We start from the raw sequence: 24,946 nt of genomic DNA on the forward strand, positions 1-24,946 counted from the left end.
CAAATACCTGTAATATAAACTTTATATTAATGAGCACTGAAATAACGTTCCATGCTGAGAGCCACCAAAGTACGAATCTATCCAACATCAGAGCAGGCGGAATTTCTCGACCGTCAGTTTGATGCTGTGCGGTTCGTATGGAACAAGGCCCTGGCTATTAAGGTTCATTATTACAAGGCTCGTGGGCAGAGCCTTTCTCCCAAAAAACACCTGAAGCCCTTGCTGGCAAAAGCCAAGAAAAGCCGAAAGTACTCATGGCTGAAAAACGCTGACTCTATTGCACTGCAACAGGCCACTATCAATCTGGATACGGCCTTTCAAAACTTTTTCAATCCCAAATTGCAGGCAAGATTTCCTCGCTTCAAGAAAAAGCATGGCAAGCAAAGTAGCTACCATTGTACGTCTGTCTCTGTGGGCGATAACTGGATAAAAATCCCCAAGCGCAAGCCCATAAGGGCTAAAGTGCATCGTGAAATAGTGGGTAAGGTGAAGTCTATCACCCTGAGCAGAACGCTAACCGGCAAGTATTTTGCCTCCATATTGGCTGATGATACCCAGGAACAACCAAAACAGATTGATAATCTTGAAGCTAATCAGGTTGTCGGTGTTGATATGGGGATTACTGATCTGGCTATCACCAGTACCGGCCATAAGACTGGCAATCCTCGCTTTCTGAAAAAAGCACAACGTAACCTGAAAAGAAAACAGCAGGCTCTATCTCGCTGCAAGAAAGGCTCAAAAGGTAGGCACAAAGCCCGTTTATTGGTGGCAAAGGCGCATGAGCGTGTAGCCTTTGCCCGTAATGATTTTCAGCATAAGCTATCAAAACAACTCATCGACGAAAACCAAGCGGTGATTGTGGAGACACTGAAAGTTAAAAACATGCTCAAGAACAAGCGTCTTGCTCGTTCTATTGCTGATGCTGGCTGGCACTCACTGATAACCAAACTCGAATACAAGGCAAAGCAGGAAGGTAAACATCTGGTGAAGATAGACCAGTGGTTTGCATCCTCTAAAACTTGCTCAGTCTGCGATTTGAAACAGGAAAAAATGCCATTGAGAATCCGATCATGGGAGTGTAGCTGTGGTGCTATCCATGACCGGGATATTAATGCAGCTCGCAATATCAAGAAGCAAGGCATATTGAAATTAAAGGCGGAAGGACTGTCCGTTTCTGCTGATGGAGGCTTGCGTAAATCCGGCATACTGTCGGTTGCTGCCTAAGAAATCAGAATCCTCATCCGATAGGGTGGGGAGCAGTCACTGCGCTCTGGCTTCTTCAACAGCTTTAGCTAACCAAACTTTTATTAAAGACTGGTATGGCACATCTCTTTTATTCGCCTCTACCTTAATCATATCTAGCAAGCCTTGAGGCAGTCTTAATGAGATCGCCTTAGTGGAAGGCTTCAGATTCGGAAACACTGCACTTTCAGCTTGAGTTAAATCAAGATATTCGCTTGAATCATGAGTTTCCCAAAATTCACGCTCTTCTTTTTCTGTCTTGAAGTCTGGTATTTCTTTAAGCCTTTTCATATACAAGCCTCTCATTTCTGCTCATATCCCTAGCTGAAATAACACGGATTAAGGTGTCAGAGCTTCTTAATGTGAAAGAGAGATGTAGCCTTCTATCATTATTGGTTTTCCCATATGCATGATATCTAGCTTCATCGTCACTATGCTTCTTGTCAGATAGAAGCAGTAGGGGGTTATTGAAGAATACCTGTTCAGCTTCTGCCTGACTAACACTATGTTTTTCCTGTTTTTTTCTGACATTTCCTTCATCCCAGTCAAAACCAAGTACTTTGTCTAAATTAATCATAAATGTATATTATGAACATATACGCAATAGGTCAAGAAAGTTTGAAATCGGGAAGTTGATCAGAATTTGGACTGATCACAGCTAACACTGAAAATTATAAAAAAGGCTGCATAATTAAATGCAACCTGATGTTTATTTGTTACTCAATGCCACAAAGCTTCCACACTTTGCTGCACTGCCTTGAAGAAATTCAGGTTTTTTTTGTGTTTTTATCGATCAACTCAGTCGCTGGTTGATCTCGCCGGCAATGATCTCGGCCTGTGGTCCGAGAATAACCTGCAGGCTACTGCTGCTCAGGCGAACAACGCCTTTCGCCCCCAGTGCTTTCAGACCTGCTTCGTCAACATTGTTGGAGTCTTTCAGGGTCAGTCGCAGACGGGTAATGCAGGCACCGACTTCTTTCAGATTTTCCTGTCCACCCAGCAGGGCGATGTAGCGTTCAGCTCGCCCGGACTGTTCCATTTCAACGGTTTCTGCTACTTCTTCATCTTCACGACCTGGTGTTTTCAGGTTGAAGGCTTTGATACCAAAATAGAAGGCGCAAAAGTAGATAGCGGCAAAGGCCAGGCCGATCATGATCAGGGTGACAGGGTTGGTGGCCAGTCCCCAGTTCAGCAGCATGTCAAACGCACCCGCCGAGAAGCCAAAGCCGTGCAGTACGCCCAGGCTGTTAGTGACGACCAGAGACAGACCGGTCAGTACGGCATGTACCGCGTAAAGCGCCGGAGCCAGGAATACGAACATAAATTCGAGTGGCTCGGTGACGCCGGTCAGAAACGCTGTCAGGGCAACAGAGAACAGAACGCCACCGACTTTTGCGCGGTTTTCTTTATGTGCGGTCAGGTACATGGCAAATGCAGCGGCTGGCAAGCCAAACATCATGACCGGGTAGAAGCCTGCCATGAATACGCCCGCAGTCGGGTCGCCAGCAAAGAAGCGGGGCAGGTCGCCATTGACAATTTCGCCTGCGGCGTTGGTGAATTCACCCAGACCAAACCAGAACACAGAGTTCACAACATGGTGCAGGCCAACAGGGATCAGGCCACGGTTAAGAACACCGTAAAAGAACTGACCAACAGGGCCGGATTCTGACACGCCCAGTGCAAACGCGTTAATTCCGCTCTGAATGGAAGGCCAGATATAACCGGCAAGAACGGAAACAGCCAGTGCGATCAGGCCTGTCATGATCGGCACCAGTCGTTTACCTCCGAAGAATGCCAGGTAGGAAGGCATTTCGGTGGCGTGGAATTTATTGTAGCTGTGCCCGGCAATAATACCGGCAATAATGCCGCCGAAGAAAGACATGTCGATATCGGCATTGATGGTTTTGGCAGCGGCTGTCAGAACAAAGTAGCCAACAGCACCCGCCAGAACGGCGGAACCAGCGTCGTCTTTAGCAAGCCCGCAGGCGATACCCATGGCAAACAGAAGTGGCAGGTTGCTGAAAATAGCGTTACCGGCTTCTGCCATAAAGGCGATGTTGAGCAGGTCTGGCTGTCCGAGGCGAAGCAGCATGGCAGCAACAGGCAGGGTAGCAATGGGCAGCATGAGCGCCTTGCCTAACCGCTGCATGTAGTTGAGGATATTCATGTGGATGTCTCTGTGTTGGTTTTTTTTAGCGTCAGGATTAAAGTCGAACAGCTTAACGTTATGTAACGCAATGGTTTGCAGGGAGGTACAGTTGCTAGCAAAAGCTAACAAAACTTTTCGTTGATCCCTCGTGCGTCGATCATAAAGGTATATTTCACGATGTAAATTAATCCTTACCGGTTACTTTAAGTTCTTTTGATCCATATCAATATAAATTGCACGTTGATGAAGAAAGTAACGCGATCTAACGGTGTGTCTGTTTTTTTGACCTTTTTAATGTTGGCTGGTTGTAAAATATGATGGGGTCATTGATTGCTTGATGGCAAGTAGAGGTCTATATTTTTCAATTATTTTTCATTGAAAAATAATTAAGCTTGTTGCATTCTTCTTTTAACTAAAGCTTCAACCTTCACGGTAAGAGAAACGCTTATGCGCCTTATTCCTTTGCAGACATCCGAAGAAACGGCCCACTGGACAGCAAGATATATTGTTAACCGCATCAATAAGTTCAACCCAGGCAAAGAGAGGCCTTTCGTACTGGGCTTGCCAACGGGTGGGACTCCGGTTGCAACCTATAAGGAGCTTATTCGACTTTACAGTAAGGGTGAGGTCAGCTTTAAGCATGTTGTCACTTTCAACATGGATGAGTACGTTGGACTGCCTGCCGGCCATCCGGAAAGCTACCGTCAGTTTATGGAAGAACAGTTGTTCAGCCATATCGATCTGCCCGCTGAAAACGTTCATTTCCTTAACGGCAACGCCGAGAATCTGGAGCTTGAGTGTCAGGCTTATGAAGAAGCCATTCTGTCCTATGGTGGTATTGAGTTGTTCCTTGGGGGGGTAGGCAGAGATGGACATATTGCGTTTAATGAGCCAGGTTCGTCACTTTCCTCCCGTTCCCGTATCAAAACACTGACGGAAGATACCCGTCGTGCCAATGCCCGATTCTTTGATGGCGATATCAGTCAGGTGCCAAAGCTGGCTTTGACCATGGGGGTTGCTACCTTGCTGGATGCCAGGGAGGTTATCATTCTGGCCACTGGCGCGGATAAGAGTCGTGCTGTTGAGGCGGCTGTTGAGGGTTCTGTTAACCATCTCTGGACAGTCTCTGCCATGCAGCTTCACCCGAAATCCATAATGGTCTGTGACGACGCTGCCACCATGGAGCTGAAGGTTAAAACCCTTCGTTATTTCCAGGATATTGAAGCGGTAAACATCAAGGAAGTCAGTCGTCATGTTCATGCCTGATAAGTCTTCCCGATACGCCCTGACCCATTTTGCTCTGCCAGCCCATATTACTGACTCCGGGTTGGCAAATATCAGGAGTATTGTGGTCAACGAAGGGGTAATAGAGCAGGTCAGCACGGAGTCGTTTGCTGATGAGAATATCGAAACGGTAGACCTTAACGGGTATACGCTGGCTCCCGGTTTTATTGATCTGCAACTAAACGGCTGCGGTGGTGTTCTTTTTAATGCGGATATCTCAGAAGCGACTCTGGATGTTATGCATGCCACGAATTTACGGTTTGGCTGCACCAGCTTTCTGCCGACGTTGATCACATGCAGTGACAGCGATATGAATAAGGCCATCGAGGTGGTCAGATCTTACAGGGAGAAGCACCCGGAACGAGTTCCCGGACTTCATCTTGAGGGGCCTTATATCAATAAGCTGAAAAAGGGCATTCATGATGAAAATCATATACGCCCGCTTTCATCGGACAGGGTGGATTATCTTTGCGAAAACGCAGATGTTATCGCCATGCTGACTCTGGCTCCTGAAGTCTGCGAGCCTGCGCATATCACCCGGCTAAGTCAGGCGGGTATTGTTGTTTCCATTGGACATAGCAATGCAACGTTCCATGAGGTTCGTGCAGCCGAACAAGCGGGGGCCAGTTTTGTCACGCACCTGTTTAATGCCATGAGCCAGTTGCAAAGTCGGGAGCCTGGTGTGGTCGGGGCAGCGTTTTCAGGTAGTAAGCTGGGGGCTGGAATCATTGCGGATGGTTATCACCTGGACTGGCATAACCTGCGCATGAGTCAGCAGTTATTAAACGACAGACTGGTTCTGGTAACGGATGCAACGACACCAGCCGGAACGGATATTGAATCATTCATGTTCGCCGGGCAGAAGGTTTACCACTCGAACGGCAAGTGTACCAGCAAAAATGGTACGCTGGGCGGCTCGGCCCTGACCATGATTGAAGCGGTAAAGAACTGCGTTACCCAGGGTATTTCTGAACGGGATGCTCTGGTGATGGCAACAGAAAACCCTGCCAGGGTGATTGGTATGGATAACATGATGGGGACGATCCGGCCTGGTAGCTATGCGAACCTTGTTCTGTTGGACGGGGACTATAGCGTAAAAGGTACGGTGAGTGGTGGTGACCTGAACCCCGTCGGACTGGTCTGATGCTACTCCCGAGTCCCGAGTCCTGAGCCCCGAGTATTATGACGAATATGATTGCAAACATGGATTTTGTTAAACAGCGCAATATTACGGCTGTTTACAAAACCATTGTCAATTCCAGCGGAATTTCCAGAGTTCAAATCGCCCGGGAGTGTAATCTTGCGGGTGGTAGTGTCACTCGTATCACCCGGTTTCTTCTTGAAGAAGGGCTGGTTCACGAAGTTGAGCAGCAGGCGTCAGAGCGTGGAAGAAAAGCCACCTCCCTTTCTTCCAGAATGGAAGTGCTGCAAATTCTTGCGGCAAGGGCGGGGCGCAAGCATATCCATATCGGTCTGTGTGACATTGCCGGCAACTTGCTGGCAAAGCGCTCGGTACTGACTCTGGGGCAGGATCAGAAAAGTCTTGGCGAACAGATTATTCGTGAATTGCAGAGCTTTCAGAAGCAGCATGCCGATCTGATTAACCGTATTGCCGGTATTGGCATCACCTTGCCGGGTGTCATTGACTCGTCAGAAGGGGTGGTTCGGTTTATGCCCCACGTTGATGTGGATGAATGGCACCTGGTTAAACAGGTGACGGACTCGACGGGAATCCCCTGTTATCTTGGTAACTCTATTGCTGCCATGGCACTGGCTGAACATCGGTTTGGTGCCGGCAGGGGCTACGACAATGTTTTATACGTTCGTGTCCATAATGGCGTTGGTCTTGGAATGGTTCTTGACGGGCGACTCTATGAAGGAAAAAATCAGCCGGTTGGGGAGATAGGTCATATCCAGATTAACCCCCTGGGGAATCGCTGCTATTGCGGAAACTTTGGTTGCCTGGAAACCGAAGTGTCTAATAAGGCGATAGAGCATCAATACTCTGATACTATCGCCAAAGGCCTTGCCGGTCGTCTGGAGGCGGGGGCTGGTATCACGGAGATTTGTCAGGCAGCGGAGAGTGGGGATGAGTTGGCGCAAAACCTGCTCCGGCAGGCGGCCAGTCGGTTGGGTCAGGTGCTTTCCGGAAGTGTCAACCTGCTAAGGCCGGAATGTATTGTTCTTGATGGTGAAATTTTTAAGGCGTCACAAGTCGTATTGCCGGTGATTGAGCACTGCCTTGATACTCAGACAGTTTCCGTGGGCGGAAGTAGCAAGATTATTTTACGCACTTCGCAACTGGGCAATAATCAGTGGTTTGGCGGTTTTTCTTTAGTTCGCAGGGCTTTGCTGGAGCGCGGCCTGCTTATGCAGGTGGTGTCTGGATGATCACAGCTTAATGGATGTTATGACCGCATTGCAGTGCTGTCATAACATCCAGTGTGGGTATATCAGGTTTCAGTTTATCGTTCGATACGCGGCTCCGGTTTTTTTGTCAGGTCAACGGTAAAGGTTTCAATGCCAATGCTTTTCAGTTCGTTGGTGACTGCTTCCAGCGTGGAGTAATGCTTGGGCATTCGGCGGTCACGCTGGGAGCGAACGGTGTAAGGGGAGTGAGTATCTGCTGAGCCCAGCAGGCGCAGGCAAAAGCCTTTTTGAGTTGGGTAATGCTCTACCTTTGCTCCGCCCCTGATCTCACCCAGGCTGAACCTGAGCTTGGCTTCTTTCAGTTCAATTAATTTCATACCAACAGTACTCCATAAATAACCTGCGTCAAACTAAACGACGATGACATTTTATTAATATGCCATTATTGAAGTATCAAAAAGCCGACTTCGATCAATAAAATGTCTGGTAGTGGTCGTTTATGTGGATAATTTGGTGTTTTTCGTTGTTAGCGTGGGTAGGAGAGGGAGGTCCCGCATCTGAATGATGCGGGACGGGATCACATATAAACGACGGTATTAGTCGATGATGTGAACCGAAGAGGTATTGGTGGTACCGGAAGGAACCAGAGCGCCGGATACCATAACAACAGTGTCGCCAGCCCTGGCCAGCCCCAGTTCAACCGCCATATCCTTGCCCAGCTTGTAGAATTGGTCGGTGTTATCCAGAGCTTCAACAAAGGCAGTGGTTACGCCTTTGGTCAGATTCAGCTGTTGGGCAGTCTTCTTAGAGGTGGTGATCGCCAGGATTGGAGCGTGCGGGAAGAACTTGCGTACTGAACGGGCGGATTTGCCTTGTCTGGTGGCAACGATAATCAGTTTGGCTTCCAGAGTTTCTGAGGCTCTGACAGCGCCACGGCAAACAGCCTGGGTGATGCTGCGACGCTCGTCAATCTCTACGTCATAACCTTCAACTTTGGATTCGATGGTGCCGTCGGTGCTTTCACAGATGGTGGACATCACGCTGACGGATTCAGTCGGGTATTTACCCTTGGCACTTTCACCCGACAGCATGACGGCGTCTGTACCGTCCAGAATGGCGTTGGCAACGTCACCGGCTTCCGCACGGGTAGGGCGAGGATTCTTAATCATCGAATCCAGCATCTGGGTGGCAGTAATAACCGGTTTACGCGCTTTGTTGCACTTGGCGATCATCATTTTCTGGGCAAAGATAACCTGATCAACAGGAATCTCTACGCCCAGGTCGCCACGGGCTACCATGATGCCGTCGGAAACCGACAGGATGTCGTCGAAGTTGTCCACGCCTTCCTGGTTTTCGATCTTAGAGATGATGTGGATGCTTTCGCCACCGTTAGAGTCCAGCAGCTCACGGATTTCCTGAACGTCTGAAGCCTTACGGATAAAGGAGGCAGCAACGAAGTCTACGCCCTGTTCGCAACCAAATACCAGGTCTGCCTTGTCTTTTTCAGAAAGAGCTGGCAGCTGAACGCTGACACCGGGCAGGTTAACGCCTTTATTTTCACCCAGCTCGCCGCTGTTTTTAACGTCGCACAGGATTTCATTACCTTTGACTTCCTTAACGCTCATGGCGATCAGGCCATCGTCCAGCAGTACAGTGTTGCCGGGTTTCAGGTCTTCGCACAGGCCTTTATAGGTAACGGCTACTTTAGTGTTGTCGCCGATCACGGTAGCGTCGGTCGTCAGGGTGAATTCCTGGCCGGCAGTCAGCATAACGTCGTTGCCGCCTTGCAGTTTGACCGTACGGATTTCAGGCCCTTTGGTGTCCAGCAGAATGGCAACTTTCTTGCCTGTTTCTGCAGTTACCTGACGGATTGTGCTGATGCGGCCGCCGTGTTCGTCAAAGTCGCCGTGAGAGAAGTTAAGTCTCATCACATTCATGCCACAGTTTACCAGCCTGGTCAGCATTTCCCTGGATTCAGACTTTGGTCCGATAGTACAAACTATCTTGGTCTTTCTCACTGCACTTATCTCCGTTTGAGAGAAACCGGGTGGCTACATTGTGCTGCATATAGAAGTAGCTTAAACCCGAAAAAAGGATCCGAGAACGGTTTTGGAAGGTTCACGCACTAGTCGACATCGAAACGCATGATCGACTTGCGCATAAACCTTCGGAAACGTACTCGGGTTGAGTGTGTAGAGCGCGAATATTACCGCAAAAAAGATGAAATTCCTTTGAATTTTAACCTATACGCTATTGATGAGGATCAATATTTTCGGTGCTATTCAGTCAGGTAGTTATTAACAGTAAGTTGTTGTAAAAAAAGATGATATTGGATGGTTTTTGTTAGAAAAAATCGTTATTAATGTTTACTTGTAAACAGTGCTTCAGATTTTTGGCTGAATTAAGGCAGCGTGCATAAAAGTTGGCTATTTTTGCACACTCAACTCATATAATTAGCGGAAGTGGAATCTATGAAGCAAGGTGTTTTAATAACTTGGTTTAGTATTGTTATTTCTCTGGTCATTTCTTCTTTGGCTGTGGCAGAGTTAACGCCACGCAGCCTGGTCATTACATTTCCTGATAGTGAAACCGTTGAGATTCCGATTTTGCTAAGAGCGGAGCCCGGAGGGGAGGGGTTATCAGCTGAGCACAGTTCAGAGTTGCCAACTCCGGGCCTTACCGGGGGATGCGTCCCTACTACGTCGCAGGCATCCGAAGCGGTGCCTCTGGTTTGTCTGCAGCCCGAACCTGCAGGGCCAGCCTCATCATTTCGGTTGTGGGGGGAGTCTGGTCAGGTTGTTCATTATCGGCTCACGGCAAGACCTGGTAACACTTATTCTGGAAGTAGTGAATCAATAACCGTCAGTCGATCTGATATTCCTCACCTGATTCGCCTGCTCTCACTCTTCGGCTGTGAAAGCAAAAGGTTGGCTTCTCTACAGAGTTCGACTCCTGCTTACACTTACAAACGGGACAATTGGCGGACTCTGAAATCTCCACTGTTTTGGGGCATTTGTGGTCTTTGTAACGGTGGTCTAGCGGGAATCTTTGGTTCTTTTATTCTATCGACCGGGAGCGCCGTGTGGAGTGCAGGTTTTGCTGGTAACCCTCTTTGTAGTTTGTGTTTATTTGGAGTGTGGCATCATCGTTCTTTTTTGCCTCAATGGAATCTGAGGCTTGCTGTGCCTGTAAGCAACGAAATGCCCGGGGAAGACAGAGAACGTATACGACTGATGGCTTCAAGCCTTATTGGGCGTGGCAGGGCTCAGCTGGCGTCTCTGGTCATTGATTCGACCGATCAGGAATCTGAGTCACGGCAGATTCGGTTGGAATTTAGGGTGTATCTGCCAGAACATATTCAAACCGATAGCGAGGCTATTGACTATCTGGATTTGGCAGAAGGTCAGGAGAATATTTCCATTAGCAGGGGAGAAGGAAAGGATGTTTAGCCAGAGTAACCTCCTGTATTCTGGACGCATATAAAAAAGCTGCAACACCTTTTCAGATCTTGCAGCTTTTTTGTAACGCTCTGGTCTTCCCGGGCTTATTCGTCCAGGAAGCTGCGTAGGTGATCGGAGCGAGTCGGATGGCGCAGTTTGCGCAATGCCTTGGCTTCGATCTGACGGATACGCTCACGGGTAACGTCGAACTGTTTGCCCACTTCTTCCAGAGTGTGGTCGGTGTTCATGTCGATACCGAAACGCATGCGCAGGACTTTTGCTTCACGAGCCGTCAGTCCGGACAGTACCTGTCGGGTAGACTCTTTCAGGCCGGAGCCGGTGGCCCGGTCAATCGGAGACTGAATGGTAGCGTCTTCGATAAAGTCACCCAGGTGGGAGTCTTCATCATCACCGATCGGTGTTTCCATCGAGATAGGCTCTTTGGAAATTTTCAGTACTTTGCGAATCTTATCCTCTGGCATTTCCATGCGCACTGCCAGCTCTTCCGGTGTTGGTTCACGACCCATTTCCTGAAGCATCTGACGGGAGATGCGGTTCAGTTTGTTAATGGTCTCGATCATGTGTACCGGAATACGGATAGTACGAGCCTGGTCGGCGATAGAGCGGGTGATCGCCTGACGAATCCACCAGGTGGCGTAAGTTGAGAACTTGTAACCACGACGGTATTCAAACTTGTCCACCGCTTTCATCAGGCCAATGTTGCCTTCCTGAATCAGGTCCAGGAATTGCAGGCCGCGATTGGTGTATTTCTTGGCAATAGAAATAACCAGACGCAGGTTGGCCTCAACCATTTCCTTTTTAGCGCGACGGGCGCGGGCTTCACCCAGGGACATCTTACGGTTGATGTCTTTGATCTGGTTCAGGGTGATACCATAATCCTTCTCAATCGCAGACAGCTTTTTCTGGGCGCGAACGATTTCTTCGCGATACGCCTTGATGTTTTCAGAGTAAGCCGCGCTGCCAGCGGTCACCTGGTCAACCCATTCCAGGTTGGTTTCGTTGCCGGGGAAAGTCTTCAGGAAGATCTTACGTGGCATTTTGGAACGACGTACACACAGCTGCATGATGGCGCGTTCGTTGCCGCGGATGTTTTCCAGGGTGTTGCGGATGCGGAATACCAGCATGTCAAACACACGTGGAATCAGCTTGAGGGGCATGAACGGTTCTGCCATTTCTGCCAGAGCCTGTTTAGCGGCCTGTGTGCCACGCTCATGCTCGGCCAGAACGTTGATCAGCTGTTCGTGCTTTTCCTGCAGTGCTTGAAAGCGTTCACGGGCTTCTTCAGGGTCCAGGCCGCCAGGTTCTTCGTCTTCATCGTCGTCTTCATCGTCGTTGTCGTTGAAGTCGTCCTGCATCTCCTGAACGCTTGGAATGGGTGCTTCTTCAGCGGGCGCTTCATCAGAGTCGGGATCAATATAACCACTGATCAGGTCGGTCAGACGACCTTCCTCTTCAATAATGCGGTCATATTCATCGAGGACAATTTGTACGGAACCTGGAAACTGAGACAGAGCTGACATGACTTCACGCAGGCCTTCCTCTATCCGCTTGGCGATCTGAATCTCGCCTTCACGGGTCAGAAGTTCTACGGTGCCCATTTCACGCATGTACATACGTACCGGGTCGGTGGTACGGCCGGCCTCCTGTTCCACGGCGGCAAGCGCTGCAGCGGCTTCTTCTACCGCCGCTTCGTCGGTTTCGGCTTCAGCCATCAACAGGGTATCGGCGTCCGGCGCTGTTTCGTAGACCGTAATACCCATGTCGTTAATCATGCGGATGATGTCTTCGACCTGATCCGGATCAGAAATGTCTTCCGGCAGATGGTCGTTTACCTCTGCATAAGTCAGGTAGCCCTGTTCCTTACCGCGAGAGATAAGCTCTTTCAGTCGGGATTGTTGTTGCGAATTAGCTGACATATCAACCCTTTAACAGCGAAATAACAGCGAAAAATGAAGTGCCGGACGAAAAAACGTAAGCAGGCAATTATAGCTCAAAAACCGAGACAAGTTCCACCTGAAGCTTGTAGAAGCTCTATGAACGAGTGCTCAATTTTCGCTGGGCGAGGTACCGGAGTGCTTTCCATGCTTAAACATGACACATGTTTCCCCATCCCTGATGTTGTTAGACCGGATTTATCAGATAATGGTCTATAACTCTATAACGTTGTATCCACTGCACACAGTGAACTTCAAGTATACCCAATAATGGTGTGTGTGCAGTTATTTTTTTGATACTTTCGTTTTATCTTTAGTTGCGCCAGTAGTGCTAATACCAAGACGTGCTTTATGTTTTTTCAGGAACTCTTCGTATTCGCTGCGTTGCTGTTCGTCCAATTGGTTTGGTTTTCTATTCGCCAGCGTGCTTGAAATCTTGTTTGAAGCCTGCTGGTGCTCCAGGTCTGCCACTTTGTCTGAAATGCGTTTGATCGCTTCCCAGAATTCTCTGTCATCAGGTTCATGTCCGAGTTCCAGAGTGGCAACCTGCTGTAGTCGTTTACCCTTGTCTGTACCGTACCATTGAGCAATTAATGCACTGGTGGCCAGGTTGGGTTGTTGTTTCAGTGTTTTTAGCAGCTCGACCAGCAATGCAGTATCGGCATCGTTATCCTGCGCCAGTGTATTAATGCACTTTACGTCGGAGGCGAGCTGCGGATTACACAGCAAATGTCGTATGGCGTATAGTGAACGGCCGACTTTTATCTGTGTCTTCTCTAAAACAGGATCAAAGTTTTTTGCCCTTTTGTCAAAAAAACCTTTTGATTTCTGGTAACCATACGCACCCTGTTGTGTAGAGTTTGAATAGTTAAAAGGTTCTTCTGAATAGCTGTTTGAATAGCTACTTGAATGACTTTCCGGATGATAATTCGCAACGTCATGCCCCGACGGGTAATGATGCTCATGATGATCCTGATAGTCGTCATGAGTCGTCTTGTCAGCGGGTGCGGTAGCTGACGCTGTTTTCTGTTCAGTTTCAGTGTTTAAGTGCGCTTCCAGTCTTGACGAATCAAGCCCGGTCAGCTCTGACAGTTTTTGTAGCAGTAATTGCTTGAATATACCGTCAGGTAACTTGCTCAGATAAGGCTGTGCCAGCTTGGTTAATCGAGCCCTGCCGTCCATGGTATGCAGGTCCAGACCGTCTTCCAGTTCTTTGAACAGAAAGGTGTCCAGACTGAGCGCCTGATCCTGAATGCGCTGAAGAAACTGTTCTGAACCTTCCTGTCGCACCATGCTGTCGGGATCTTCTCCCTGGGGCAGGAACAGGAATCGTGCCTGTCGTCCATCCTGCATATTAGGCAGGGTCGACTCCAGGGCACGCCATGCCGCCCGTCGGCCTGCGTCGTCGCCATCAAAACAGAACACGACTTCGGGGACCGTTTTAAACAGTCGCTGCATGTGTTCCAGTGTGGTGGCGGTTCCCAGGGTTGCCACCGCATTAGTGATACCGAGCTGTGCCAGTGCCACCACGTCCATGTAACCTTCGACCACCAGGATGCGTTCCAGGGAGCGATTGCTCTTTTTGGCTTCGTAAAGGCCATAAAGTTCCCGACCCTTGTGGAAAATAGGAGATTCCGGGGAGTTCAGGTATTTCGGTTTGGCATCACCCAGTACACGCCCACCAAAGGCAATGATGCGGCCACGGCTGTCGCGAATCGGGAACATAACCCGGTCACGAAAGCGATCGTAACGGTTTTGGTTCTCTTCGTTTTCAACCAGCATGCCGGTTTTGACCAGCTGCTCCTCTTTCTCGTCGCTGGTGGCCAGCAGGTTTTGCAGGTTGCTCCAGCCTCTGGGAGCAAAGCCGATGCCAAACTGTTTACAGGTCTGGCCGTCGAGTCCACGCTGTTTCAGGTAGTTGACGACTCTGGGGGCGTCAGGTGCTGCTTTCAGTTGTTCCTGATAGTAGTCTGAGGCGCGGGTCATCAGCTCGTAAAGCTCGGAGTAATCCGGACGTCGGCTCTGGTGGCTGCTTTGTTCTCTGGGTACTTCCATACCCTGTGTGCCGGCAAGGTTGTCGACGGCGGCAGGAAAGTCCAGATGGTCAAAGTCCATCACGAAGCCAATAGCGTTGCCACTGGCACCGCAGCCAAAACAGTAGTAGAACTGTTTGTCAGGACTGACGGAGAAAGAAGGTGTTTTTTCTTTGTGGAACGGGCAGCAGGCCGAATAGTTACGACCGGTTTTTTTCAGTTTGACCCGGCTGTCAATCACGTCGACGATATCGACTCTGGCCAGCAGGTCGTCAATAAATGTCTGTGGAATGCGTCCAGCCATGTAAAGTATTATCGCAGGGTTGCGGAAGTCAGCCCAGAAGTTTTTTAACTGACTGGCTGATCTGAGCCATATCGGCACGACCCTGAACCTGAGGCTTTACCAGACCCATTACCTTGCCCATATCTTTCATGCCTTCTGCACCGCTCCGGGCAATGGCGTCACGGACAATCTGGTCGATGTCTTCAGAGGAGAGTGGTTCAGGCAGGAAGTCCTGAATAACAGTCAGTTCAAACTGTTCCTGTTCAGCGAGATCCGTGCGCCCCGCAGACTCGAACTGGGTAATGGCATCGCGGCGTTGCTTGGCCATTTTGTCAAGAGCTGCAAGGGCACGGGTGTCGTCCAGCGACTTTTCGTCTACTTCAATACGTTTCAATTCTGCCAGAGCCATGCGGATAGTTCCCAGGCGAGCCTTTTCGCGGTTGCGCATGGCTTCCTTCATTGCTGAAGTCAGTTGGTCCTTTACCGTGCATTCGCTCATGGTCTTCTCCTGTGTATATATCCACAAACAGGCATAAAGCCTGTCAGGTGCTCAGGTTTCGCCTTCCGAGGTTGCCACTGACGTGACCCTGAAGGTTTATGCTGAATCGTCTTGTAACTGAAGCAGGTATTCAGATCGTTACGATCTTAATACAGACGCTCGCGACGACGCTGTTCGCGCTGCAGTTTTTTCAGATGACGCTTAACGGCAGCAGCAGCTTTGCGCTTGCGAACAGAAGTCGGCTTTTCGTAGTGTTCACGACGACGTACTTCAGCCAGGACTCCAGCTTTTTCGCAAGAGCGCTTGAAGCGGCGCAGGGCTACGTCAAACGGTTCATTTTCTTTAACTTTAACAGCAGGCATGCAGAGCTCACCTTCCTAAATATTCGTTGATTCAATAGAAGTTCGCAGCCCGGCATGATACAGCAGCAATAGTGCTTCTGAATACAGTTTTCTGACAACTGCATGAAGCGAAATCCGGTCCGCAAAAATTCAGTGTCTGGTGATCATACCAGTCACTGGATTAGCCGCGTATTTTAAAAGGGTGCGAATTTTATAGCCAATCGCCGGAAAATGCAAAAAACCGGCAATTTGGCGTATCGTCTGTTGCCTCGTGGCAGATGCTGGAAAATGACCGTCAGGAGTGCAAGATTTGCTCTGCTGGTCGGTGAAAATGCGACTCAGGGTTTGCCTGGCGTTCGAAATTGCCTGTCGGGATGGGTATAAATCCCAGGGAAGTTTCACCCGGGTCAGATCTCAGTGAGGGGCAGCAGGTGAGCACGGCCTGAAACAACTTCGGCAGCTTCCTTCAGATATTGATCCCCTCTCACGGCCTGGTCCTGTAACAGGGCTTTAGCCATGCGCCTTTGTCAGGCTCCCAGAGGAGAAACTATTCTATGTCTTTCGATCGTACCGAGTTTGATGATGGGTATTCTTTCTATCATGTTCCATCGGGGAATGTTCTGACTCTAAAACGTGCAATTGATGAATATTGGTTAAGTCTAAAGTTAGTCCAGAGGGGTGGCCAGGAAATGGCGACTGCAATGGTGAGTGACAGGTTTGACCAATCCTTAATAGAGAGAGGGGAGGTTCCGTTTGGTCAGCAATGTCGTTATACCATCGATTCTATAAATATTGACGAAGAGCTTCGAGTTAACACCTGTTTAGACACCCTGATGCTTTATATAGCACTTTCTGAAGTTAGGGCAAACGATGGACACTTCATGTACATTCTTTATCCACAAGACGAGTATATCGGGCGATATTTTCAGTATGCTTTTTTTCCGGCACCGATAAGTGCGGAGTTCAAAAAAAAAATGGCTCGGAGCAGGAACGACAACTGGCCTTGGCGGCAGGACCCCGCAGTACTGCTTGACAGGATAATTGCAGATACGAGAAACAGGTCATTATTCAGAGGATCTGTTGAGGTCTCTCTTAGTCTCTTGAGGCGGGATGTAAATGAATTCTATGTTGGTAGAAGGGCTAACCTGAGAAGGTCTTCAGCCTTGCGTTAGGATTGCCAGTATCTACTTCCCCCCCCCTATTCAGACCTGATTGGTGGTAAACTCCGGGCAATTTTTTGAATTCAGATTTTCAGGAGTTGGCTATGGTAGTTCTCGGGATCGAGACATCCTGCGATGAAACCGGCATTGCTCTCTACGACAGTAACAAGGGGCTGCTGGCTGATGCGCTGTACAGCCAGATTGACATGCACACCGAATACGGCGGCGTTGTTCCTGAACTGGCGTCCCGTGATCATATTCAGCGTGTACTGCCTTTAATTAAGGAAGTGCTGAGTCAGGCGGGCTTGCAGCGTGAAGATATTGAGGCAGTGGCTTATACCAGAGGTCCCGGTCTGATTGGTGCCCTGATGGTAGGAGCCTGTATTGGTCGTTCCCTGGCGTGGGCCTGGGGTGTGCCCTGTGTGGGCGTTCACCACATGGAAGGGCATCTTCTGGCACCCATGCTGGAAGATAACCCACCGGAATTTCCGTTTCTGGCACTGCTGGTATCCGGCGGTCACACCCAGCTGGTGCAGGTGGGTGGTATTGGTCAGTACCGTTTACTGGGTGAGTCGGTAGACGATGCGGCTGGAGAGGCTTTCGATAAAGTGGCTGCCATGCTGGATTTGGGATACCCCGGTGGCCCTAAAGTATCAAAGCTGGCTGAGCAGGGTACGCAGGGGCGTTTCCGGTTCCCACGGCCTATGTGTGATCGCCCGGGGCTGGACTTTAGCTTCAGTGGTTTGAAAACCTTCACGCTGAACACGGCGGCGAAATGCCGTGAAGAGTGTGGCGATTTTACGGATCAGGACCGGGCTGATGTGGCCAGAGCGTTTGAAGAAGCCGTGGTGGACACCCTGGCATTTAAATGTCGACGGGCATTGCGTGAAACAAGTTTGAAACAGCTGGTGATTGCGGGCGGTGTGAGTGCCAACAAACGTCTTCGTGAAGGCCTGGAGTCCATGGTGGCAAAAGAAAAAGCAACCCTGCGCTATGCCCGCCCGGAATTCTGTACGGATAACGGTGCCATGATCGCTTATGCGGGTTGTCAGCGATTGCTGGCTGGTCAGCTTGAGCCTCTTGAGGTGGCCCCTCAGCCGCGCTGGCCGATGGAAGAGCTTGAGGCGGTTTAATACGTTATAATTTCAGCTTTTCTGTTTGTAGGGTTCAGGCAATGGATAAAGTTCGTATCGAACGACTGGAAACCGAGGCGATTATTGGTGTTTATGAATTTGAGCATGAAGCTCCGCAGCCACTGGTCATTGACCTCGAACTGGGAACAGACTTTACCAATGCCTTTCGCAGTGATGACCTGAACGATGCCCTTGATTATGAAGCCATCAGTAACAGTGTTCGTGAGTTTACTGAAGCTTCCCGTTTTGCCCTGCTGGAAGCGTTGGCGGGTGGTATTATTCAGCGGGTACTGGATAACTTCCCTGTGGAAAAAGTGGGTGTCTTTATTCGCAAACCTCATGCACTGAAAGGCGCTCTGGCAACGGTCTTCTGCGAACGTACCAGGGAACAGATGGATATGCAGAAACTGATGGATCAGTTATGAACCGATATTTTGTTGGTATTGGCTCTAACGAAAATGCCGTGCATAACTGCACGGCAATGATCAGGGCCATTCGCTCTGCTTTCCGACAGGTCTGTGTCAGCAGTATTGTGCAAACCCCTGCTTATGGTGTGGATGCCCCACACTACCTGAACGCTGTCGTCAGCTTTGAAGCCTTATTGTCGATCCCGGAGTTATACGACTGGTGTAAAAAACTGGAAACTCAGCTGGGTAGAATCCGGACCCGGAACGGAATCTGTCAGGCTGATCTGGATATTCTTCAGCCGGGTCATGTCAGCGAGGTGTATTATCAGCCGCTGGTTTTGCAGTTGCAGGCTTTTCTTAAGGGCGAAGCTATTCGTGTGAACCTTGAAAAAGTCTGTTTGCAGTTGGATGAACGGATGAGCGTTGGTGATGCTCCCTGTTATCTCTTTCAGACTGAGACTGCCTGAATTTCCCTGCTGCATTTCGGGGTCTATACTTTTCGATCTATTACTGTAAATGTCAAGGGTCAACTAGTGGAAAACTCCGGAATGGCCACAAGGGTAGTCATCATTACTGAGCAATACGACCGAAGAGCCATGGCGGCTATTGCTAGTGTTTTTAATATACAGCAGACTCGAGAAATGATTCTGAGCTATCTGAGTCCGCCGGATTTTTGTTCGCTTGCGTCAGCTCTCTCCTCGGCAGCTATCCCCAAGGGGCCTCGGCCTTCTATAGATCGTTACATAATGCACCAGGGCCTCATGAGGCTTGAACGAAGCAGTAGTGATTTAAGAAGTGCAAGCATAGAGACTGTTGCGGATATTATTCGAAAATTCAAAAAACACATAGCTATAACTTATTCAGCGAACAACTCTTTGGAGCCTGTTATTGAGAATAGAAGAAGGGTGGTTGACTTGCATATTACGGAGGTGCTTGTGTCCGATTACGGGATTTTTGGAACTAGTCGGGAAAGGTCGCTTGCTCGTACGAATCTCTTTTCATTCGAGTTAGGCACTGTCGGGGAGGGCCTTGTTGCAGTTGGGGCGGCGGGAGATAAGGTTTTTCTTATTAATAGCCAATGGGGTTTGGGTAGAGGCAAGGATGATTATATGCTTATCGTATACGCCCCGTCTTATGAGAAGCTTTTAGATTATATGATAAGGCATTTTTGTTTCAGTCGCGAGATTATTACTCCGGTGGTCCATCGCATGTGGAAGAATCGTGATGAGCATAAAGAGCCAGACTTTGAGACATCTGGCGGTTGGCTTCATACTGGCTAGCCGACCTGAGTGCGGCTTTTTATACGACACAAACTGACAACCATGGCGCCACCATAATTTCTTCGAGTCAGTCTGTGTAGCCTGATCTTTATTGTTATCTGGTTATTGCCTGCCCCAGAGCTTCAAGTCGAAGCTGGCGGAGCTTTTCTCCGATGGCTTTGCCTTTCACTCCCTGCGCAACAATTTCCCTGGCATTAATGGCGTGACATTGCCTTAACAGGTCAAGGAGTTTGTTTTGGCTGGATGCCGGGAAACTCAGTCCTTTCGCATGTGCAATAAAGCCTGCTGTTGCCATGAAATCTTCAAACCGGTCAGGCCGACGCAGGGCATCCGTTGCTTCAAACAGATTCATGACCTTTTCTGCGGTTGGCTTGTCAAGCACATCGGGCACTTCGTGAGCTTGCTGGTACACCAGCAGGGCCAGTTCACAGTAAGAGGATGGGAAACGCATCCGCTGGAAAAATGGCTTAAGGCTGGATGCCTCGGTTTTCTTATTGGCGGCAAACAGGCAGGCAAAACGCACCGGTTCAGAAGCATTCTGTTTAGCAGCCCGCTGTAAAGCGGCAAGACAATGGGGTGATCCCAATAAAAAGGGTTGCCACTCTTTCAAGACTGCGCTCAGGGCATTACAGCTCATCAGGGTCAGAAAATAGATTTCCGGGCGCTGTTCCATCAAGGCTCTGGCCGTTTCCTGCCATACCCGCTCTGGCACTAAATGGCTGGCTTCACCGACGCTTACCATATGAGCCATCAGGGACATTGTATCTTCCGCGATAGTGAACCCCAGGTGGGCAAAACGGGCGGCAAAGCGCGCGACCCGGAGAATCCTTAAAGGGTCTTCCTGAAAGGCGGGAGAGACATGCTTTAGCAGCCGCTGCTGTAAATCCTGCTGCCCTTGATAAGGGTCGATGATGTCACCTTCTGCCGACTCTGCCATCGCATTGATGGTGAGATCCCTGCGAACCAGGTCCTGTTCCAGGGTCACGTCCGGGTCGGTATGGAAAGTAAAACCGGCATAGCCATGCCCGGATTTTCGTTCTGTTCTGGCTAAGGCATATTCTTCTTTGGTTTTTGGGTGCAGAAAAACCGGAAAATCCTGTCCAACCGGCTGGAAGCCCTGTTGTAGCATTTCCTCAGGCGTGCTGTTCACCACCACCCAGTCCCGGTCTTTTACAGGCAGTCCGAGCAATTTGTCCCTGACGGCACCACCTACCAGATAAATATTCATAGCGTTCAAAAGCCTTGATTTTAGAGGTGTGATATTAAGCAATACGCCTCAATGCGTAATGGGTTAATGGTAACGGATGACGTACGGAGGCAATAGGTATTCTCTTGATTTGAGTGCACTGCTGACGGTGATTTTGGGGGCATTTTATTAATGCGCCGTTGTATTATTTTTTTCTTGGCTGATTCAGCTGCTATTTTGTAGGGTTATATCAGTTATGCAAACAGTTATAAAAATGAAGAGTCAAACGTTCGGTAGTGCTTTGTTGATTGCTGGCACATGTATTGGTGCCGGTATGCTGGCGCTGCCTATTATCTCTGCCCTGACAGGGCTGTGGGAAGCACTGGCCCTGATGCTCGTTACCTGGTTGCTGGCTGCCTACGGCGGGTTACTGATCGCAGAAGCCGGAAGGGCCTGTCCCGGGACTGAAAACCTGCACGGTATGGTTGGCCTGCTGTTAGGACGAAACGGTCAGGCTGTTGCTGTCATTGCCATGTTGTTTCTCTATTACGCACTGTGCGCAGCCTATATTTCCGGGGGGGCTTCACAGTTTAACAGCGTATTGATGATTACAGGCCTGGAACTGCCTTACTGGGTGGCCGTTGTTCTGGTGACTTCGTTTGCCGCTATTATCGTGTTGCTGGGAACCGCCCTGGTGGATATCTGTAACCGGGTGATGTTTATTTCCATGTTACTACTGCTGATGGTGATACTGGCCTCTTTATTTCCTCATACCCAGCTTGAAAACCTGACCTATGACAGTCGCTCTTTTCCTGTGTTGCTGGCTGCGCTGCCTGTGCTGTATACCTCGTTTGGTTATCATGTTGTGGTACCTACGGTGGTTGGTTATGTGCAGGGATGTCCGGCGAAGTTCAGCAAGGCGTTGTTGATTGGTAGTGCTTTGCCGTTTGTCTTGTATATCTTCTGGGTTGTTTCGACGCTTGGAGCTTTGTCGCCAACCGTTGTAAGCAATATGGCAACGATGCCGGATTCCGTTAGCTATCTTATCTCTGTCGTTGGTCAAGTGTCGTCTGCTGGTCATTTTAGTCTGATGATTAGTGTGTTTGCGTCGTTTGCGTTGGCAACATCGTTTCTGGGGGTGGCGCTGGGGCTGTTTGATTACCTGTCAGAATTGTCCCATAACAGCCATAACGGTTTAACTGGCAGGGTTCGGGCCATTTTACTGACGCTGGTGGTTCCTATGCTGGTGGCAATTTACTATCCCGATGGCTTTATTCTTGCCCTGGGCTATGCGGCGATAGCGTTAATCGTACTGGCCGTTTTTTTGCCTGTGCTGATGGTTTGGAAAGTGAGACGTCTGCACATGGAGGAGCCTTACCAGGCTCCCGGAGGCAATATTGGCCTTGTTGTTGCGGCATTAACCGGGCTGTTGGTGGTGGCTGCTCAGATTGGCGTTTCTCTGGGTATTCTGCCTCTGCTGGGGTGATCGTTCATAATCTGTCTGTTAAATTGTCAGCATCGGCAAATTAATTGAATGGTTATGAACTGGTCTGTTTACATCATCATCGCCAGCGATCACTCGCTGTATACGGGAATTACCACGGATATCCGCAGACGCTGGAAACAGCACAGCAGTGGCACAGGTGGCGCGCGCTATTTTCGAGGGCGCAAACCCGCTTTAGTGGCGTACCTTGAGTCCGGCCATAATCGCTCAAGTGCTTCAAAGCGCGAAGCTGAAATTAAAAAATGGTCAAGAGCCAAAAAGCAGGCGTTACTGCGTTCTGATAACAACCAGGTTGGAAAGCTGGCAGAGTATTTGCCAACGGGATACGCACTTATCTGAGCGTGTCAAAGATCAGTTGTACGACAATCTATTTTCATTTCTTTTTGTTTATTGCTGCATTTCACGTTGTAAATAGATATTCTTCTGTCGTATAAGTCAAAATAGCTGTAAGTTGCATTATGGTGGCTGCTTCAGCCCAATGATAAGAGTTAATAAAGGCACTAAGCCTGAGCCCTTAACGATAAAAATAATGATAATGAGAGGTGCTTCATGGACGCCAGTTTCTGGGAAGGTAAGCGAGCTCCCGGTATTGAAGACGCAATTGATCTGGGAAAGTATCGCCATCTGGCAGAGCTGATTAATACATCGGTCAGCCGGTTTGCTGACCGGCCTGCCTATACCTGCATGAATCAGACCCTGACTTATGCAGAAATCAATGAACTCAGTAATGGTTTTGCCGCTTATCTGCAAAAGCATACATCCTTGCAGCCCGGTGACCGCATTGCTATTCAGTTACCAAATATTATTCAGTATCCAATTGTCGTCTACGGTGCTATGAAAGCGGGGCTGGTGGTTGTAAATACCAATCCTCTTTATACCGCCAGAGAAATGCTCCACCAGTTTAATGATTCGGGCGTAAAGCTTCTGGTTTGTCTGAATACGGTGGCGCATATTGTTGAAGAAATTCTGCCCCGGACCGGTCTTGAGCAGGTTGTTGTCACCGAAATGGGGGATTCTCTGCCCTGGATGAAGCGGTTGCTGGTGAACTTTACTGTCCGGCACGTTAAAAAAATGGTGCCGCAATACAGCCTTCCTGAAGCAGTAGCATTTAACGATGCCATGATGAAAGGCATGGTAGCGGACTATTGCCCGGTCTCAGGGAGTCAGCAGGATGACCTGGCTGTGCTGCAATATACCGGTGGTACCACCGGGGTCGCGAAAGGCGTTATGCTGACGCAAAAGAACATTATTGCCAATGTATTGCAGACATCGGCTCTGCGTCACCAGGTGGATCAGGACGGCAGGCTGATTTCAGACTTACGTGGTGATATCGTGGTGGCGCCGCTACCGCTCTACCATGTCTACGCGTTCACTGTGCATCTGTTTTCATTTTTTGAGCTGGGAGCCCACAGTATTCTTATCCCTAATCCCAGAGATATTGATAGCCTGATCTCGGCTCTGCAACCCTGGCAGATCAACACATTTATTGGACTGAACACACTGTTTGCCCGGTTATTGAGTCACCCTGAATTTCACCGTCTGGATTTTTCCGGGCTGACAGTGACCAATTCAGGGGGAACAGCCTTGCAGGAACCGGTGGCCAGACAGTGGCATGAAGTAACGGGATGTCGAATTTCGGAAGGTTATGGTTTGACTGAGGCTGCTCCCATTGTGGCTGCCAACCCTGCGGGTGAGCTGACCCAGCTGGGGACTGTTGGCCCGGCATTATCATCAACCTCCATAAAAATCGTTACTGATGACGGTGAAGAGGTGAATCCGGGGGAAGCGGGCGAACTGTGCGTAAAAGGTCCACAGATCATGAAGGGTTACTGGAACCGGCCTGAAGCCACGGCAGAAGTTCTGGATACCGAAGGCTGGCTGCATACGGGTGATATTGCGGTGATTCAGGAAGACGGGTACATCCGTATCGTGGATCGCATTAAGGACCTGGTGATTGTCTCAGGCTTTAACGTCTATCCCAATGAGATTGAGAACGTTGTCGCCCTGCACGAAAAGGTCGATCAGTGTGCTGTTATTGGTGTACCGGATGAAAAAGCAGGTGAGGCGGTTAAACTCTTTGTGGTCAGGTCGGATCAGTCTCTGACGGAGCAGGCTATTCGAGACTGGTGCGGCCAGCAGCTTACCAGTTATAAAATGCCTAAATACATAGAGTTTCGGCAGGAATTGCCCATGTCTGCGGTGGGTAAGGTGCTGCGTAAACAGCTTCGGACAGAAGAGGCTTCCATAGGCTAAGTCAATAAAAATCAAGCCGGGGTTATTGATTTCGGCTTGATTTTTATTCAGATCGTTGAATGACTGATTATTTAGCGGGGGCTGAAAGTGCGTTGCGGACATTAATTCTCCAATGACATCTCCAGCAGCTGAGTGTTGATCGGTTAATAAAACAGATTGTTTAAACTGCTACTGGAACAAAGCTCATTATCTTCTAGACTCTTTCCAGATAAACTGCAGGATTAATTGCACGCCATAGTGTTTACAAGCGCTCATATCCATACGGCCGTCACCCCCGATTGCGTGGGGGTGACGGCCGTATGGATATGGTTTTTGGCGCTTGGCGGCACCAGGCAAGATAACTGCCAGTTGCTAATTACTAATAGCTGCTCCAGGCGGGCTTTTACAAATTGGTTTAGCGACTTTCAGGTGCAAAACGCTGTGGGCA

Annotated in this window: 23 protein-coding genes; 13 read left to right on the forward strand and 10 right to left on the reverse strand. The window is 49.3% G+C overall.

Going from position 1 to position 24,946, the window contains the following annotated elements:
- The first annotated feature begins 51 nt into the window (after positions 1–51).
- On the forward strand, positions 52–1,224 hold the full coding sequence (locus tag NX720_RS15015) for an RNA-guided endonuclease InsQ/TnpB family protein (RefSeq protein WP_262595612.1): 1,173 nt from the start codon (positions 52–54) through the stop codon (positions 1,222–1,224).
- 36 nt (positions 1,225–1,260) lie between these two features.
- On the opposite strand, the gene NX720_RS15020 is transcribed toward NX720_RS15015, so the two are convergent.
- The 3 genes from NX720_RS15020 to nagE all read right to left on the reverse strand — a co-directional run bounded on the left by NX720_RS15020 (position 1,261) and on the right by nagE (position 3,409).
- A complete protein-coding gene (locus tag NX720_RS15020) occupies positions 1,261–1,533 on the reverse strand; it encodes a BrnA antitoxin family protein (protein ID WP_262595613.1) in 273 nt (90 codons plus the stop codon).
- Positions 1,520–1,819, reverse strand: a complete 300-nt coding sequence (locus tag NX720_RS15025; RefSeq protein WP_262595614.1) for a BrnT family toxin — start codon at positions 1,817–1,819, stop codon at positions 1,520–1,522. Before NX720_RS15025 ends, NX720_RS15020 begins: the two co-directional genes overlap by 14 nt.
- Before the next feature lie 216 nt (positions 1,820–2,035).
- Positions 2,036–3,409: an N-acetylglucosamine-specific PTS transporter subunit IIBC gene (gene nagE, locus NX720_RS15030; protein ID WP_262595615.1), complete on the reverse strand. Its 1,374-nt coding sequence runs from the start codon at positions 3,407–3,409 to the stop codon at positions 2,036–2,038.
- A gap of 429 nt (positions 3,410–3,838) precedes the next feature.
- Here nagE and nagB point away from each other — a divergent pair, with 429 nt between their 5' ends.
- From nagB to NX720_RS15045, 3 genes are read left to right on the forward strand one after another with little or no spacing between them, the layout of a single operon-like run.
- Complete coding sequence (gene nagB / locus NX720_RS15035; protein WP_262595616.1) at positions 3,839–4,657, forward strand: glucosamine-6-phosphate deaminase; 819 nt, start codon at positions 3,839–3,841, stop codon at positions 4,655–4,657.
- Positions 4,644–5,819: an N-acetylglucosamine-6-phosphate deacetylase gene (nagA, locus tag NX720_RS15040; RefSeq protein WP_262595617.1), complete on the forward strand. Its 1,176-nt coding sequence runs from the start codon at positions 4,644–4,646 to the stop codon at positions 5,817–5,819. Before nagB ends, nagA begins: the two co-directional genes overlap by 14 nt.
- Positions 5,820–5,878: 59 nt before the next feature.
- Positions 5,879–7,066, forward strand: a complete 1,188-nt coding sequence (locus tag NX720_RS15045; protein ID WP_262595618.1) for an ROK family protein — start codon at positions 5,879–5,881, stop codon at positions 7,064–7,066.
- Positions 7,067–7,140: 74 nt separating this feature from the next.
- On the opposite strand, the gene NX720_RS15050 is transcribed toward NX720_RS15045, so the two are convergent.
- Together NX720_RS15050 and pykF are read right to left on the reverse strand one after the other, a co-directional pair.
- Positions 7,141–7,422, reverse strand: a complete 282-nt coding sequence (locus tag NX720_RS15050; RefSeq protein WP_262595619.1) for a hypothetical protein — start codon at positions 7,420–7,422, stop codon at positions 7,141–7,143.
- A gap of 219 nt (positions 7,423–7,641) precedes the next feature.
- A complete protein-coding gene (pykF, locus tag NX720_RS15055) occupies positions 7,642–9,063 on the reverse strand; it encodes a pyruvate kinase PykF (RefSeq protein WP_262595620.1) in 1,422 nt (473 codons plus the stop codon).
- A gap of 1,164 nt (positions 9,064–10,227) precedes the next feature.
- Between pykF and NX720_RS15060 the strand changes: the two genes are divergently transcribed.
- Entirely contained in the window at positions 10,228–10,494 is a 267-nt protein-coding gene (locus tag NX720_RS15060; RefSeq protein WP_262595621.1) for a hypothetical protein, read from the forward strand.
- A gap of 95 nt (positions 10,495–10,589) precedes the next feature.
- On the opposite strand, the gene rpoD is transcribed toward NX720_RS15060, so the two are convergent.
- From rpoD to rpsU, 4 genes are all read right to left on the reverse strand, one after another.
- Entirely contained in the window at positions 10,590–12,422 is a 1,833-nt protein-coding gene (gene rpoD, locus NX720_RS15065; RefSeq protein ID WP_262595622.1) for an RNA polymerase sigma factor RpoD, read from the reverse strand.
- A gap of 303 nt (positions 12,423–12,725) precedes the next feature.
- Positions 12,726–14,777, reverse strand: coding sequence for a DNA primase (gene dnaG, locus NX720_RS15070; protein WP_262595623.1), 2,052 nt, complete (start codon positions 14,775–14,777; stop codon positions 12,726–12,728).
- A gap of 28 nt (positions 14,778–14,805) precedes the next feature.
- The gene (locus NX720_RS15075) at positions 14,806–15,255 is read right to left on the reverse strand and encodes a GatB/YqeY domain-containing protein (RefSeq protein ID WP_262595624.1); all 450 of its coding nucleotides are present in this window, start codon (positions 15,253–15,255) and stop codon (positions 14,806–14,808) included.
- Between the two features lie 146 nt (positions 15,256–15,401).
- On the reverse strand, positions 15,402–15,617 hold the full coding sequence (rpsU, locus tag NX720_RS15080; protein WP_034839300.1) for a 30S ribosomal protein S21: 216 nt from the start codon (positions 15,615–15,617) through the stop codon (positions 15,402–15,404).
- 533 nt (positions 15,618–16,150) lie between these two features.
- On the opposite strand from rpsU, the gene NX720_RS15085 reads away from it, so the two are divergent.
- The 5 genes from NX720_RS15085 to NX720_RS15105 all read left to right on the forward strand — a co-directional run bounded on the left by NX720_RS15085 (position 16,151) and on the right by NX720_RS15105 (position 19,576).
- Positions 16,151–16,768: a hypothetical protein gene (locus tag NX720_RS15085; RefSeq protein WP_262595625.1), complete on the forward strand. Its 618-nt coding sequence runs from the start codon at positions 16,151–16,153 to the stop codon at positions 16,766–16,768.
- A gap of 92 nt (positions 16,769–16,860) precedes the next feature.
- Positions 16,861–17,889, forward strand: a complete 1,029-nt coding sequence (tsaD, locus tag NX720_RS15090; RefSeq protein ID WP_262595626.1) for a tRNA (adenosine(37)-N6)-threonylcarbamoyltransferase complex transferase subunit TsaD — start codon at positions 16,861–16,863, stop codon at positions 17,887–17,889.
- 41 nt (positions 17,890–17,930) lie between these two features.
- Positions 17,931–18,314, forward strand: coding sequence for a dihydroneopterin aldolase (gene folB, locus NX720_RS15095; RefSeq protein WP_262595627.1), 384 nt, complete (start codon positions 17,931–17,933; stop codon positions 18,312–18,314).
- Entirely contained in the window at positions 18,311–18,763 is a 453-nt protein-coding gene (locus tag NX720_RS15100; protein WP_262595628.1) for a 2-amino-4-hydroxy-6-hydroxymethyldihydropteridine diphosphokinase, read from the forward strand. The genes folB and NX720_RS15100 overlap by 4 nt, the downstream gene beginning before the upstream one ends.
- A gap of 81 nt (positions 18,764–18,844) precedes the next feature.
- Entirely contained in the window at positions 18,845–19,576 is a 732-nt protein-coding gene (locus NX720_RS15105) for a hypothetical protein (RefSeq protein ID WP_262595629.1), read from the forward strand.
- A 94-nt stretch (positions 19,577–19,670) separates the two neighbouring features.
- Here NX720_RS15105 and NX720_RS15110 read toward each other — a convergent pair whose 3' ends face one another.
- Entirely contained in the window at positions 19,671–20,804 is a 1,134-nt protein-coding gene (locus tag NX720_RS15110) for a polynucleotide adenylyltransferase (protein ID WP_262601589.1), read from the reverse strand.
- Between the two features lie 214 nt (positions 20,805–21,018).
- On the opposite strand from NX720_RS15110, the gene NX720_RS15115 reads away from it, so the two are divergent.
- The 3 genes from NX720_RS15115 to NX720_RS15125 all read left to right on the forward strand — a co-directional run bounded on the left by NX720_RS15115 (position 21,019) and on the right by NX720_RS15125 (position 24,519).
- The gene (locus NX720_RS15115; protein ID WP_262595630.1) at positions 21,019–22,248 is read left to right on the forward strand and encodes an amino acid permease; all 1,230 of its coding nucleotides are present in this window, start codon (positions 21,019–21,021) and stop codon (positions 22,246–22,248) included.
- A 54-nt stretch (positions 22,249–22,302) separates the two neighbouring features.
- Positions 22,303–22,605 carry a GIY-YIG nuclease family protein gene (locus NX720_RS15120; RefSeq protein ID WP_262595631.1) on the forward strand — a complete coding sequence of 101 codons (303 nt, stop codon included), beginning with the start codon at positions 22,303–22,305 and terminating at the stop codon, positions 22,603–22,605.
- A gap of 210 nt (positions 22,606–22,815) precedes the next feature.
- Positions 22,816–24,519, forward strand: coding sequence for an AMP-binding protein (locus tag NX720_RS15125; RefSeq protein WP_262595632.1), 1,704 nt, complete (start codon positions 22,816–22,818; stop codon positions 24,517–24,519).
- Positions 24,520–24,946: the final 427 nt, after the last annotated feature.

The organism is Endozoicomonas euniceicola (assembly GCF_025562755.1).
Classification (GTDB): Bacteria; Pseudomonadota; Gammaproteobacteria; order Pseudomonadales; family Endozoicomonadaceae; genus Endozoicomonas_A; species Endozoicomonas_A euniceicola.

Excerpts from the sequence above, each read along its gene's own strand:
- rpsU (WP_034839300.1), bottom strand. The coding sequence starts at position 15,617 with ATGCCTGCTGTTAAAGTTAAAGAAAATGAACCGTTTGACGTAGCCCTG.
- folB (WP_262595627.1), top strand. The coding sequence starts at position 17,931 with ATGGATAAAGTTCGTATCGAACGACTGGAAACCGAGGCGATTATTGGT.
- nagA (WP_262595617.1), top strand. The coding sequence starts at position 4,644 with ATGTTCATGCCTGATAAGTCTTCCCGATACGCCCTGACCCATTTTGCT.
- NX720_RS15125 (WP_262595632.1), top strand. The coding sequence starts at position 22,816 with ATGGACGCCAGTTTCTGGGAAGGTAAGCGAGCTCCCGGTATTGAAGAC.
- nagE (WP_262595615.1), bottom strand. The coding sequence starts at position 3,409 with ATGAATATCCTCAACTACATGCAGCGGTTAGGCAAGGCGCTCATGCTG.
- NX720_RS15105 (WP_262595629.1), top strand. The coding sequence starts at position 18,845 with ATGGCCACAAGGGTAGTCATCATTACTGAGCAATACGACCGAAGAGCC.
- NX720_RS15110 (WP_262601589.1), bottom strand. The coding sequence starts at position 20,804 with ATGAATATTTATCTGGTAGGTGGTGCCGTCAGGGACAAATTGCTCGGA.
- NX720_RS15045 (WP_262595618.1), top strand. The coding sequence starts at position 5,879 with ATGGATTTTGTTAAACAGCGCAATATTACGGCTGTTTACAAAACCATT.
- rpoD (WP_262595622.1), bottom strand. The coding sequence starts at position 12,422 with ATGTCAGCTAATTCGCAACAACAATCCCGACTGAAAGAGCTTATCTCT.
- NX720_RS15115 (WP_262595630.1), top strand. The coding sequence starts at position 21,019 with ATGCAAACAGTTATAAAAATGAAGAGTCAAACGTTCGGTAGTGCTTTG.
- NX720_RS15100 (WP_262595628.1), top strand. The coding sequence starts at position 18,311 with ATGAACCGATATTTTGTTGGTATTGGCTCTAACGAAAATGCCGTGCAT.
- NX720_RS15120 (WP_262595631.1), top strand. The coding sequence starts at position 22,303 with ATGAACTGGTCTGTTTACATCATCATCGCCAGCGATCACTCGCTGTAT.
- NX720_RS15075 (WP_262595624.1), bottom strand. The coding sequence starts at position 15,255 with ATGAGCGAATGCACGGTAAAGGACCAACTGACTTCAGCAATGAAGGAA.
- nagB (WP_262595616.1), top strand. The coding sequence starts at position 3,839 with ATGCGCCTTATTCCTTTGCAGACATCCGAAGAAACGGCCCACTGGACA.
- NX720_RS15020 (WP_262595613.1), bottom strand. The coding sequence starts at position 1,533 with ATGAAAAGGCTTAAAGAAATACCAGACTTCAAGACAGAAAAAGAAGAG.
- dnaG (WP_262595623.1), bottom strand. The coding sequence starts at position 14,777 with ATGGCTGGACGCATTCCACAGACATTTATTGACGACCTGCTGGCCAGA.
- tsaD (WP_262595626.1), top strand. The coding sequence starts at position 16,861 with ATGGTAGTTCTCGGGATCGAGACATCCTGCGATGAAACCGGCATTGCT.
- NX720_RS15015 (WP_262595612.1), top strand. The coding sequence starts at position 52 with ATGCTGAGAGCCACCAAAGTACGAATCTATCCAACATCAGAGCAGGCG.
- NX720_RS15050 (WP_262595619.1), bottom strand. The coding sequence starts at position 7,422 with ATGAAATTAATTGAACTGAAAGAAGCCAAGCTCAGGTTCAGCCTGGGT.
- NX720_RS15025 (WP_262595614.1), bottom strand. The coding sequence starts at position 1,819 with ATGATTAATTTAGACAAAGTACTTGGTTTTGACTGGGATGAAGGAAAT.
- NX720_RS15085 (WP_262595625.1), top strand. The coding sequence starts at position 16,151 with ATGTCTTTCGATCGTACCGAGTTTGATGATGGGTATTCTTTCTATCAT.